Annotated in this window: 9 protein-coding genes; 7 read left to right on the top strand and 2 right to left on the bottom strand. The window is 62.1% G+C overall.

Annotation, left to right across the window (positions count from 1 at the left end; all coding sequences use genetic code 11):
• The first annotated feature begins 10 nt into the window (after positions 1-10).
• On the top strand, positions 11-1,150 hold the full coding sequence (locus D769_RS30135) for a mandelate racemase/muconate lactonizing enzyme family protein (protein ID WP_040011366.1): 1,140 nt from the start codon (positions 11-13) through the stop codon (positions 1,148-1,150).
• A 63-nt stretch (positions 1,151-1,213) separates the two neighbouring features.
• Positions 1,214-2,173, top strand: a complete 960-nt coding sequence (locus D769_RS30130; protein WP_008652479.1) for a tripartite tricarboxylate transporter substrate binding protein — start codon at positions 1,214-1,216, stop codon at positions 2,171-2,173.
• 765 nt (positions 2,174-2,938) lie between these two features.
• Here D769_RS30130 and D769_RS30125 read toward each other — a convergent pair.
• Positions 2,939-4,336 carry a hypothetical protein gene (locus tag D769_RS30125; protein WP_008652478.1) on the bottom strand — a complete coding sequence of 466 codons (1,398 nt, stop codon included), beginning with the start codon at positions 4,334-4,336 and terminating at the stop codon, positions 2,939-2,941.
• Positions 4,337-4,462: 126 nt separating this feature from the next.
• Here D769_RS30125 and D769_RS30120 point away from each other — a divergent pair, with 126 nt between their 5' ends.
• The gene (locus tag D769_RS30120) at positions 4,463-5,233 is read left to right on the top strand and encodes a Crp/Fnr family transcriptional regulator (protein ID WP_241227922.1); all 771 of its coding nucleotides are present in this window, start codon (positions 4,463-4,465) and stop codon (positions 5,231-5,233) included.
• 361 nt (positions 5,234-5,594) lie between these two features.
• Here D769_RS30120 and D769_RS30115 read toward each other — a convergent pair whose 3' ends face one another.
• Complete coding sequence (locus tag D769_RS30115; RefSeq protein ID WP_040011360.1) at positions 5,595-7,127, bottom strand: arylsulfatase; 1,533 nt, start codon at positions 7,125-7,127, stop codon at positions 5,595-5,597.
• A 1,202-nt stretch (positions 7,128-8,329) separates the two neighbouring features.
• On the opposite strand from D769_RS30115, the gene D769_RS30110 reads away from it, so the two are divergent.
• The 4 genes from D769_RS30110 to D769_RS30095 all read left to right on the top strand — a co-directional run.
• On the top strand, positions 8,330-8,974 hold the full coding sequence (locus D769_RS30110; protein WP_008652475.1) for a GbsR/MarR family transcriptional regulator: 645 nt from the start codon (positions 8,330-8,332) through the stop codon (positions 8,972-8,974).
• 3 nt (positions 8,975-8,977) lie between these two features.
• Positions 8,978-10,339, top strand: a complete 1,362-nt coding sequence (locus D769_RS30105; protein ID WP_008652471.1) for a cytochrome ubiquinol oxidase subunit I — start codon at positions 8,978-8,980, stop codon at positions 10,337-10,339.
• Positions 10,336-11,373: a cytochrome d ubiquinol oxidase subunit II gene (locus D769_RS30100; RefSeq protein WP_008652469.1), complete on the top strand. Its 1,038-nt coding sequence runs from the start codon at positions 10,336-10,338 to the stop codon at positions 11,371-11,373. The genes D769_RS30105 and D769_RS30100 overlap by 4 nt, the downstream gene beginning before the upstream one ends.
• Positions 11,374-11,422: 49 nt before the next feature.
• On the top strand, positions 11,423-12,286 hold an 864-nt coding region (locus tag D769_RS30095; protein ID WP_040011365.1), incomplete at its 3' end, for an oxygenase MpaB family protein.

Here is a 12,286-nt window from a genome sequence, read left to right as displayed (position 1 = left end):
GGATGCACCCATGACCGCCTCGCCCGCCTCTGACGCCATCACCGCCATTCGTCTGTCGTCCTGCTACCTGCCGCTGGCCACGCCGATCAGCGACGCCAAGGTGCTGACCGGCCGCCAGAAGCCGATGACGGAAGTGGCCATCCTGTTTGCCGAGATCCGCACCGCCAGCGGCCACGAAGGCCTGGGCTTCAGCTATTCCAAGCGCGCCGGCGGCCCCGGCCAGTTTGCGCACGCCAGAGAAATCGCCCCTACCCTGCTGGGCGAAGACCCGAGCGATATCGCCAAGCTGTGGGACAAGCTGTGCTGGGCCGGCGCCTCGGTCGGACGCAGCGGCCTGTCGACGCAGGCGATTGGCGCCTTTGACGTGGCGCTGTGGGACCTCAAGGCCAAACGCGCCGGGCTGTCGCTGGCCAAGCTGCTCGGCTCGCATCGCGACTCGGTCCGTTGCTACAACACGTCGGGTGGCTTCCTTCACACGCCGCTGGACCAACTGCTGGTCAACGCAGTCGCCTCCGTTGAGCGCGGCATCGGTGGCATCAAGCTCAAGGTGGGCCAGTCGGACGGCAAGATCGATATCCAGCGCGTGTCGGCCGTACGCGAAAAGCTCGGCGATGCCGTGCCGATCATGGTCGACGCCAACCAGCAGTGGGACCGCCCCACCGCGCAGCGCATGTGCCGCACCTTCGAATCGTTCAACCTGGTGTGGATCGAGGAGCCGCTCGATGCCTACGACCACGAAGGTCATGCCGCGCTGGCGCAGCAGTTCGACACGCCGATCGCTACCGGCGAGATGCTGACCAGCGCCGCCGAGCACTGGGACCTGATCCGCCATCGCTCCGCCGACTACCTGATGCCCGATGCCCCGCGCGTGGGCGGCATCACGCCATTCCTCAAGGTGTGCGCGCTGGCCGAGCATGCCGGCCTGATGATCGCCCCTCACTTCGCGATGGAATTGCACGTGCATCTGGCCGCCGCCTATCCGCGCGAGCCGTGGGTGGAGCATTTCGACTGGCTCGAACCGCTGTTCAACGAGCGGCTCGACATCGCCAGCGGCCGCATCATCGTCCCGACCCGGCCGGGCCTGGGACTGAGCATCAGCGAACAGGCACGTGCCTGGACGCGCGAGCAGGCCGAGTTCGGCGCAAGCTGACCTGCGGTCCTGGACATCGGACAACATCACCGCAAACATCACGAAAACAGCAAGGAGACAACGATGGTAAAGAAAGCTCTGGTATCGCTGCTGCTAGGGGCCGCCATGACGGCAGCCCATGCGGCCTGGCCCGAGAAGCCCGTGACGATGATCGTGCCGTTCCCGCCGGGCGGCTCGACCGACAACATTGCCCGTATCCTGGGCGCCAAGTTCCAGCAATCGTTTGGCGGCAGCTTCGTGGTGGACAACCGTCCCGGGGCAGCCGGCATGATCGGCGCGGCGGCTGCCAAGCGCGCGCCGGCCGACGGCTATACGCTGTTCGTATCGTCGCTGGGTCCGTTCGTGATTGGCCCGCACCTGACCAAGGCCGCCGGCTATGACCCGACGAAGGACTTCGACTACATCAGCGTGGCCGTGCAAGCGCCCAATGTGCTGGCCGTGCCCGCCAACTCGCCGTACAAGTCGCTGCAGGACGTCATCAACTACGAGAAGGCCAACCCGAACAAGATGACGTTCGCGTCAGCCGGCAATGGGACCAGCGACCACCTGACCGCCGAACTGTTCTGGCAGCAAACCAACACCACGGGCGTGCATGTACCGTACAAGGGCGGCGCGCCCGCGCTGAACGACCTGCTCGGCAACCAAGTGGATGCCACGTTCATGAACATCAACACCGCCGTGCCACACATCAAGGCCGGCAAGCTGCGCGCGCTGGCCATCACCAGCAGCAAACGTTCGCCAATCCTGCCTGACGTGCCCACGATGGAAGAGCTTGGCTACAAGGGCGTGACCGTGTACTCGTGGCAGGCCATTGCCGCACCGAAGGGGCTGCCGGCCGATATCAAGGCCAAGCTGCACAACGCAGTGGTCTCGGCCATGAACGATCCGGCCAACAAGCCTAAGCTGCTGGAATTGGGCTTCGAAGTGGTGGCCAATACGCCGGAGCAGTTCACGGCGTTCCAGGCGTCGGAGTTTGCACGGTGGAAGAAGGTCATCCAAACCGGCAATATCACGGCTGACTGAGGGGGGGTGACTGAGGGGGCTGACTGAGCGTCGGCTTGCCCCCCACCCACCGGCCTTGCGCACACGCGGTAAATAGCATCGCCAAAGGGCGCCATCATGGCCTAGCCGCTAACAAAAACTGTTAAGACGCCGACGGGGTCCCGCCTTTCGGATGGGACCTTTCTTTGCCTGTAGACAAAGGGGTCTGCGCCGGAAGCCCGCGCCCGGATACGCAGAGGGCCGAGACCGGCCATTTTGAGTCATTGGCCTTTTCAATCTCGATGGCCGGTTTAGTTGTGACTCCGGTCGTCTGCTAAACGAAGTTCAACCGGCAGAGATGGGGCGGTAGAAGCCTCTAGCGCCTGGAAGCCTAGGCGCGGATAGGCTGAGGGCGGAAACCGGCCCAAAGCTGCCATCTGAATAGTCAGGCTGAGTTTCCCCTCCAGACAGTAGCCGGCCAACGACGGCGTTTTGAGCGGGCGCCCCTTGGTCGGTAGCAACGTTGGCTCTTACGCGTGTGACGACCAATCTGTCGGTAAAACGCCCCATACGTCGACGACGACGTTGCGGCGATCTAGCCAACTGATTGCGGCATCGAACGAAAAGCGGCTGGCCGTTGCCGAGCGAAAGCGATGTGGCGTAGGCGTTTGCCAGCGCATCCGCATATGCGCGTCGCCTTGCCGTACTGTTTCTGCTTTGAAGTAGTAGCGGGCTCGCCGGCCGCTGGCTCCGCGATGTCGCCAGCGACCGACTGCTCCGAAAGAACTCCGCCAGCACGGCAGCTGATTAGTGCTTGTCCTGCATGCAAGGCACCGCGATCTCGAAGGCCGAGGTCGACATGTAGCGGCCCGCCGGGTAATAGTCGCCCATGACTTTGCGTTCATCGCCCGGCTTCGAAATGGCCTGTACCGCGTGGGGAAAGTCTGTCGTCCCAAGCATGTGCCGCAGTTGCACCACCGTGACATCAGCGTCTTCGGCGCCATCTCCGTCATCCGCCATCGGCAGCCAGGCAATGCCGCACTGTGTCGTTGCGTTGCGTGGACGGTCTTCCTTCCGGCTCACTACTATCGTGTAGAAGCCATCCGGACCAACCGGAACCTGCTCGTCGTAGACGCAGCCATTGACGCGGGTATTGGCAAAGCCCTGATTTGAGCACATGGACCAGTACCTAAGCTCGCCCGTGCCCATCACGGCATCACCGTTGGCTGTGCGAGGCGTTGTCGGCGCCTTGGCGCGGATGACGAACACCTTGCCAAGCTTGCGGTTGACAATAGTGCGGATGTACTGGTTGTCGAGGTTCGGATAGAAGCCCCCGGTGCTCTTCTTCGGGCTGGTCAGTGGCTTCCCGGTGTATAGGCTGTACAGATATTCTCGGTCGTACTGGATAAACCAAGTAGGGGGGCTGGTTGCCGGAAACGCAGGCTGGTGCTTCTCCTTGCCTACCTCGCGGGCGGTGGCAACAAGCTCGTGGTACTTCTCCATCGGGACCGCGAGCGCTGCCGGATCGATCTGCAGCGGCTGCCGGGTGCGCAATGCGGGACACGCCGCATCCCCCCTGAGTACCCGGCCATCTGCGAGTGTTAGCACGGGAACAGGCAGTCCGACGCCTCCTGTCTCGTCCACTCCTTTGTCTCGCGCATAGATGCGATAGAGAACCTGCTGTTGGCCGGGTCCGTACTTCGGAGCATGCAATATCGAGCGCTGCTGCCCAAGCAAGTTCATGCCCACAGGCTGGTCGGCCGGAGGCGCTGCGTCGAGGACATCCAGCGAGTAGCCTCGCGCCTTTGCGTTGCGATTTGCCCCGGGCAGGAAAGGATTCACCGCACCCGTTGCGGGCTTGATCAGATAGTCGGCGACGGATTCGACGGGAACGCCGGCGCCGTCATAGCTGATCAGCGACATATACCGCGAGTGCGGAAAATTGCCTTCCATGGAAAGCCTCGCGCCCTCAGGAATCGAGAACGTCGCGCCCCAGTAAAACGTGCCGGCATCGGGATATGCGATATTGATGTACGGATCGGCACTGACCGGGCCACGCGACCAGAAGCAATTGCGCGGGCCGGGAATCGGGTCCCTGATAGCATCGACGACTGCAGTCCCGCCAGACTTCGATTGCTGCGACTGCGGCGACTGCGCGGCTGCCGTGCCAACTGTGCCACACGCAGCGGCGAACGCCAGTGCCATCGCGATTCGGCGGCGGAATGGATGGCACGCGGTCGACCTGACCGATCCCGAACCAGAATGTTGCTTCACGACTCGTCTCCTTGCTGTAGTAGAGCGTCCCGGCCCGCACGGCCAGCATGCGAGGGCATGCTACATTTGAAGCGCCCTGGCACTTGTCGCCCGGACGACAACTCATCTCGTTTTTCCATGCCCGCTACCGGTGACGCCACTGATCAGGAACTCCGACGCATCCTTGTGAGCAATGCGTGGTTTGCGAGTCTGCCCGCAGCCTTGCAGGACAAGATCATTTCCCGCGGTACGGTGCGCACCTTCCCAAGGAAGGCGGTGGTTTCCGCACAGGGAAGTACACCCAAAGCGATGAGTGCAGTATTGGAGGGCCACGTCCGCGTTACGCGCGTGCTGGTCGGCGGCGAGGAGAACCTCTATCACGTAGGAGACCCCGGTTTCTGGTTTGGCCCATTGGCCCTGGTCACCAACGAGAAGACCACCGTGGCAGTGATCGCCGACACGGACGTCCGGATATTCACGCTTTCCAAGGCGCAATTCGAGCGAATCGCAAAGGAAGATCCGAGTTTCTACCGCTACCTTGCGCTGTTCATCGCGGAGCGATATGCCGGCTTGCTGCGCCACGTCTCGGATTCAAGACTGATTTCTCCGGAAGAGCGTGTTTGTGCAAAGCTGGCGGCATTGCTGCGGATACAGCGTCCGGACCAGCAACATGCCGGTCCTGTCACGGTCAAGGTGTCCCAGGTGGACCTGGCTGCCATGGTCGGTGTCTCGCGCCAGACATTGAACGAGCTTCTGAAGAAACTGGAGAGACGCGGCTTGATCGAGATTGCGTTTCGAAGCATCCGGGTGGTGAATCCGGCGCTGTTGCGGGACAACGGCGACTACTGATGTCCGCGTGTCCATCCTGCCCTTCACGGGGAGACTGAGACTGACTTGAAAAGCAGATGCCTGGCCGCAAGTCGGTGTTGGCCGATGTGCGGCCGGCCATTGGTCTGGTCGACGATGGCCGCTCTGGAGTCGGGAACGGCCCTCGATCCTATGAAACCGAACAGCAGAAAACTGGCCGACTCGGCCTTTCGGCGCTGTGAAGCTGACTGGCCGAGAAGGGGCGGTAGCCGCCGTCGGCGCCAGTAACCCCTTTCCTGGATAGACGGAAGGGCGAGACGGGCCAGAAGCTGACCTTCGACGCTCCGTGGACGGCGTCCCAAAAGCCGACTTTTACGACTCAATGTCAAACGGCCGCTTTAGGCTAATTCTCCATGGAAGCCATCCCTATCCCGCCGGCGCCCTTCTGTGAAGGCGGGTAGTCTTTCATGCTCTTCTGAAACGCTTCGATATACGGTGCCATGATTGGAATGATCCAGCTCCGCTGCTGTTGCCAGCGGAAATGGTCGCCGGTTTCGGGAGAGCGCTCGTACGGGTCGACCTTGATGTCGATCACGAGCCCGCCGGGGATCTCCTTGGCTGCCTCCATCCACTTGTCCTTGATGGCCGTGTGTATCTTCCATTGGTCCACGCGAACCGCGTTCATGCTGGTTTCGGCGAAGTAGAAGAATTCATGCCGTTGGGACTTGCCATCGGGCTTTGTCAGCATATCGAGCTGATTGTAGCCATCGAGGTGATTCTTGAATGTCCTGCCGCCGACGGAAAGGCCAGTTAGTAGCTGGGATTTCACGTCCGGTTTGCCGACGGCAGCCATCAGAGTGGGTAGCCAGTCTTCGGATGTCATGAACTCTCCGGTCCAGGTATCAGGCTTGATGTGATCGGGCCAGCGGACCAGCATTGGCACACGGAAGCCGCCATCCCAAGTCAGCCCCTTCTCGCCGCGAAACGACGCAGCGCCAGAGTCCGGCCAATGCGAGAGGTTCACGCCATTGTCGGAGGTGAACAGGACGATAGTGTTCTTGCTTAACCCCTCCTGATCGAGTGAATCCAGCAATTTGCCAACCAGCGAGTCGAGCTGCATCACGGCATCGGTGTACTCGGTGTGCCCGCTCTTGCCCAACCACTGATTGCTGACGTGAATCTTCTGGTGCATGCGCGAAGGGTTGAACCACAGGAAGAACGGCTTGTTGGCTGCCTTCTGCTTCTTGATCCAGTCGATCGACATGTCGGTGAAGGTGTCGTCGATGGTCTTCATCCGTTCGATCGTGAGCGGTCCTTCGTCCGTGATCTTCTGCTTGCCCACACGCCCCCAGCGCGGGTCGTCAGTGGTGTCATTCGAGCTGGTAGCGACCGCGTGAATCATGTTGCGGGGAATGCCGGGGAACTTCGGGTCTTTCGGGAAGTTAGTCATTTCAGCGATCTCCATCACGTTGAGGTGATAGAGAAAGCCGTAGAACTCATCGAACCCGTGTACTGTCGGCAGGTACTCATTGCGGTCGCCGACGTGCGATTTGCCAAACATGCCGGTCGCGTACCCCTCGGCCTTCAACAACTGGGCCATGGTGACGTCGGAGTCCTGCAGGCCGACTTTCGCGCCAGGCTGCCCGACTGCCGTGAGTCCGGTACGGATCGGATATTGTCCAGTGATGAGCGCCGCGCGGCCCGCAGTACAGCTCGGTTGGGCGTAATAATCGGAGATCATTAGCCCCTCTTTTGCGATGCGGTCGATATTCGGCGTGGTAACGGCGCCGAGCCCGCGGTTGTAGGCTGACACGTCCATCGGTGCCATGTCATCGACCATGATGACCACGATGTTGGGTCTCTCCGCCGCTTCCGCCAACCCAATGAATACCGAGCCCAAGACAAGGCTTAACAACAGGCTTCTCACAGTGAGCATGACCCTACCTATATCGGTGAAAAAGCTACTTTATGAAATCTAAACGTGTCGCAGACAAGCACTACGGCAATTCCGAGGAGCTGCCTATCCTCCGGCTACTACCGCTCGCGGAAAGCATGGTGCCGCAATCGTCGCAGTTTGGAGCGTTCCATCAAAGTATTCATGCCATCGTTTAAATATTTAAAGACTCCGTGTTTTCGTCTGGTCCTCCTACCGTGACGAATTGGAAGAAAAGTCCCTCACCCTCGTGCCAGCAGCTTTGGACATCGAGGCTTCAGGTACCACGCACCGAGAAGTAAGCGGCACTTGTGCCACTAGCGGCGGGAGTGCAGATACTGCGAGTTCAACAAGTCCGGCCGTGCATCGAGGTTTTAGTGGCCTGCAGACTCCTCGGTTCGGCCAGAAGCTACTGCGCGGTTCAGCGTCCGTTTTTGCTCGAATAGGGGACGCAGACTTCGAACGGATAAAGGACCGCTCCGGGTCGGTCAGAGACGTCCATTGCGTTGACCGGATGAATCTGCAAACGAATGCGGACGCCGGGGCAACAATCCGCGCACGTCGATGTCAACGACCAGCACCCGAAGCCATCCACAAATAGCTGGAAAGAAAAGGTCCCGCCAGCGGACTTACAAACCTGCCCCCGCTGAGCCACGGAAGCAACTACCTGCCTTCCTCCGCGTAGATCTCGTCCTAGCTGCGCAAGACCGTGCCCTCGTTCAACGCTCGCCACTCTCCGAACCGTCATAGTTACGGCGCGTTGCTCGCAGTTTCGGATGCGCTGGCCACAAGCGCGCGGTAAAGCACACCGCGACGTCGCCGTCACATTCATCCAGCAACGAGCTGCGCACTTCAAAGCCAGTCTTTGCCGCCCTCTGCTGGGGGCCGGCCATCGCATCGCCGACTCGGGGCATTCGCCGAGCGCCCGTTAGCAAAAGTACGTGTTCGACAACCCCTCGGAGCTCTCGTCTCGCGGAGATCCGCCTCCATGGGCGAATCCGACTCGTCCAGTGTACCCATTAACTTTGAGAATTTAACCCACTAACTGTGAGACAAAACCCACTAATTTTGAGACGTGACAACTTCCGTCATTCGCAGACCACCTGGCGGTTGACACCTGCGGCAAAGCGCCGCGCGAACTTCTTTGAGCACGATCAGGCGTTTCGTACTAAACTTTCACAAAATTCTGAAAGTTCGAAACGAACATGCAACTCTCGCCCCTGATCCAGCGCTTTGTTCTCCACTTCGGAGAGATGGGCAGTCGCTGGGGGATTAACCGAACGGTTGGTCAGATTTACGCCCTGCTCTTCACTGCCTCGCGCCCCCTCAACGCCGACGAAATCGCCGAATCTCTTGGGTTTTCGCGCTCGAATGTCAGCATCGGCCTGAAGGAACTGGAATCCTGGAACCTGGTGCGGCTGTCCCACCAGCCCGGCGACCGGCGCGAGTACTTCTCCGCGCCCGACGACGTCTGGGCCATCTTCCGCACGTTGGCCGAGCAACGCCGCCGGCGCGAGATCGATCCCACGTTGTCGATGCTGCGCGAAGTGCAGCTCGAAACGCCGACATCACCCGAGGATCTCCACGCGCAGGCGCGCATGAAGGAGATGTACGGGCTGATTTTCCTGGTCACCACGTGGTTCGGCGACACGCAGAAGCTTGACGTCGCCACGCTGGAAAAGCTGATGCGCCTGGGCTCGCGCGTCACCAAGCTGCTCGACGTGAAGGACCGCCTGACCTCCGCCATCGGTATCGGCGGAGACAAGGCATCCAGCAAGGCATCGAGCAAGCCAGCCCCCCGGGAAGCCGCCAAGGCCCCCGCGAAGTCCGCCCGTTCCCGCAAGGAGTAATTCGTGTTTGCAAGTGTCGATCCGGTGATACTGGCCCGCATCCAGTTCGCCGCGAATATCACGTTCCATATCCTCTTTCCCACCATCAGCATCTCTCTGGCGTGGGTCCTGCTGTTCTTCAAGCTGCGCTACAACAAGACCGGCGACGAAAGCTGGATGGACGCCTATCGCGTCTGGGTGAAGATTTTCGCGCTGACATTCGCGCTGGGCGTGGTCAGCGGCATCACGATGAGCTTCCAGTTCGGCACCAACTGGCCGGGATACATGGAGACCGTCGGCAATATCGCGGGCCCGCTGCTGGCCTATGAAGTCCTGACGGCGTTCTTCCTGGAAGCCACCTTCCTGGGCATCATGCTGTTCGGGACGCGCCGCGTCAGCAACCGGATGCACACCATCGCCACGCTGCTGGTGGCCGGTGGCACCACGCTGTCGGCATTCTGGATCCTGGCGCTGAACTCGTGGATGCAAACCCCGGCCGGCTTCGAGATGATCGACGGTCGCGCGCATGTGACAAGCTGGATCGAGGTCATCTTCAACCCGTCCTTCCCCTACCGTCTGGTCCACATGCTGCTGGCGTCCGGCCTGACCGTTGCCTTCCTGGTGGCCGGCATTTCCGCATACCGCTGGCTGCGCAACGATCGCAGCCGCGAAGTCCTGCATTCGATGCGTACGGGCGTGGTGCTGGCGGCGATCCTGATTCCGCTGCAGATCGTGGCCGGTGACCTGCACGGCCTGAACACGCTGCATCACCAGCCGGCCAAGATCGCGGCGATGGAAGGTATCTGGAAGACCGAGAAGGGCGCGCCGGCTGTGCTGTTCGGCCTGCCCAACGCCACAACGCAGTCGAACGATTTCGAGATCGCGATTCCGAAGCTGGCGTCGATCTACCTGACCCACAAGGTCGACGGCGAAATCAAGGGCATCGACGCGTTTGCCGATCGCCACCCGCCCGTGGCCCCGCTGTTCTTCGCGTTCCGCATCATGGTTGGCGTTGGCCTGCTGATGCTGGCGGCCTCGTGGGTCGCTGCCTGGCAGTTCCGCAAGCGCGGCGCGCCCGCGCCGTGGATGGCGCGGCTGCTGGTGGCGATGACGTTCTCCGGCTGGGTCGCACTGGTCGCCGGCTGGTACGTCACCGAGATCGGCCGCCAGCCGTATCTGGTCTACGGCGTGCTGACCACGGCGCAGGCCGCCTCCAAGGTGCCCGCGACGATGATCGGCAGCACGCTTGCCATGTACCTGACGCTCTATGCCGTACTGATCGTCGCCTATATCTCGGTGGTATTCCACCTGGCGCGCAAGGCCGGCAAGTCAAAGGACGATTCCTCCCAATCCGTTATCCCCGGTCAGCTCAGGAGCGCGCAATGAACCCGGCCACGATGCATGATCTTTCCCAGCCGGCCGGCTGGATGCCGCTGGTGTTCCTGGCGTTGATGGGCCTGTCGATGCTGATCTACGTGATCCTCGACGGCTACGATCTTGGCGTGGGCGTGCTGCTACGGCGCGCCGACGACGCCGACAAGGACACCATGATCGCCTCGATCGGGCCATTCTGGGACGCCAACGAAACATGGCTCGTGCTCGGCGTAGGCCTGCTGCTGACCGCGTTTCCGATGGCGCACGGCGTCATCCTGACGCAGCTATACCTGCCCGTGGCGCTGATGCTGGCCGGCCTGATCATCCGTGGCGTGGCATTCGACTTCCGCGTCAAGGCACGAGACCCGCACAAGCCCTGGTGGAACTTCGCGTTCTACGCGGGCTCGCTGCTGGCCAGCTTTTCGCAGGGCCTGATGCTCGGCCTGTACATCACCGGCTTCCGCTACGACCTGCCCAACCTGCTGTTCGCCGTGGCCGTGGGCCTGTGCCTGGTGGCCGGCTACTGCCTGCTGGGCGCAAGCTGGCTGATCATGAAGACCACGGGCAACCTGCAGTTGCGCGCGATCTACTGGGCGCGCCGCAGCCTGTGGCTCACCGCGATTGGCGTGGCCGCGATCTCGATCGTCACGCCGATGGTCAGCGAGCGCATCTTCGAGAAGTGGTTCTCCCTGCCGAACATCATCCTGTTGGCGCCGATTCCGCTGCTGACGATGGTGCTGTTCGTGGTCATCGAGCGACTGCTGCGCCGGATGCGTGACCTGCACGCGAACGGCAACGACCGCTGGTGCTGGGTGCCGTTCGTGGGCACCGCCGTGATCTTCCTGCTGGCGTTCAACGGCCTGGCCTACAGCCTGTTCCCGTACCTCGTGGTCGATCGCATCGACATCTGGCAGGCGGCCAGCGCGCCGGAATCGCTGATGGTGATCCTGATCGGCGCGGTGATCGTGCTGCCCACGATCCTGGGTTACACGGCCTACGCGTACCGTGTATTCTGGGGCAAGGCCACGGACCTGCGTTACGACTGACCCCATCGAACCCGTGGCTTTCTGGCGTCGAGGAGGCGCCCATGCCGCAATGCCGCCAGGACTCCCCCGCTCGTCCGCCCCGTCCACACCTTCCGCCAGCCCGTTGCAGCGTCTGCGCAACCAGGCCGGCGCGCAGGTCCGCGCCCTGACGCGCAGCAATTCCGGGCTGACGCTCGACTACGACAACCCACCCGGAGACCCCGGCCTGTTCGGGCCGGACGCGGTCTGCTGGCGTGTTCATTCCGATTTCCCGGCGATGCTGGCCGGGGGTGTCAGCGCGTTGCTGCTGCAGGCGCTCCATCCGCTGGCATTGGCGGGCGTCTGGGACCACTCCACGTTTCGCACCGACATGCAGGGCCGGCTCGGGCGAACGGCGCAGTTCATCGCGGGCACCACATATGGCAGCCATGCCGACGCCATGGCGCTGATCGAGCGCGTGCGCCGCATCCATGCCTGCATCAAGGGCACCGCGCCCGATGGCCAGCCGTACGCCGCCGACGACCCGGCGCTGCTGACGTGGGTACACGTGGCCGAAGTGTCGAGCTTTCTGACGGGATACCTGCGCTATGTCGGGCCGCTCTCCGCAGCCGAGCAGGATCGTTACTTCGAGGAAGAAGCCAGGGTCGCCGCGCTGCTTGGCGCGCCGGACGTGCCGCGTTCCCGCGCGGAGATCGACGCATATCTGGAAGCGCAGCAGCCGCTGCTCGTCAATAGCGAGCGCACCCGAGAGGTCGTTCAACTGGTCATGACGATGCCAGTGGCCAACCCGCTGCTGATACCTGCGGTACGGACCATGGCCGATGCGGGTGTGGCGCTGTTGCCGCCCTGGGCGCGCCAGATGCTCGGCCTGCACCGGCCATCGCTGCGCCGCTCGCTGGCATTGACCGGAATGCGCGCGCTGGCGCCCACGTTG

It is taken from the genome of Cupriavidus sp. HMR-1, assembly GCF_000319775.1.
Classification (GTDB): Bacteria; Pseudomonadota; Gammaproteobacteria; order Burkholderiales; family Burkholderiaceae; genus Cupriavidus; species Cupriavidus metallidurans.
Note: the sequence above shows the minus strand (reverse complement) of the source record. Positions and strands in the feature narration are given on the sequence as shown.

Coding starts and splice junctions, on each gene's coding strand:
- D769_RS30115 (WP_040011360.1), bottom strand. CDS start 7,127: ATGCTCACTGTGAGAAGCCTGTTGTTAAGCCTTGTCTTGGGCTCGGTA.
- D769_RS30125 (WP_008652478.1), bottom strand. CDS start 4,336: ATGGCACTGGCGTTCGCCGCTGCGTGTGGCACAGTTGGCACGGCAGCC.
- D769_RS30110 (WP_008652475.1), top strand. CDS start 8,330: ATGCAACTCTCGCCCCTGATCCAGCGCTTTGTTCTCCACTTCGGAGAG.
- D769_RS30135 (WP_040011366.1), top strand. CDS start 11: ATGACCGCCTCGCCCGCCTCTGACGCCATCACCGCCATTCGTCTGTCG.
- D769_RS30100 (WP_008652469.1), top strand. CDS start 10,336: ATGAACCCGGCCACGATGCATGATCTTTCCCAGCCGGCCGGCTGGATG.
- D769_RS30120 (WP_241227922.1), top strand. CDS start 4,463: ATGCTACATTTGAAGCGCCCTGGCACTTGTCGCCCGGACGACAACTCA.
- D769_RS30130 (WP_008652479.1), top strand. CDS start 1,214: ATGGTAAAGAAAGCTCTGGTATCGCTGCTGCTAGGGGCCGCCATGACG.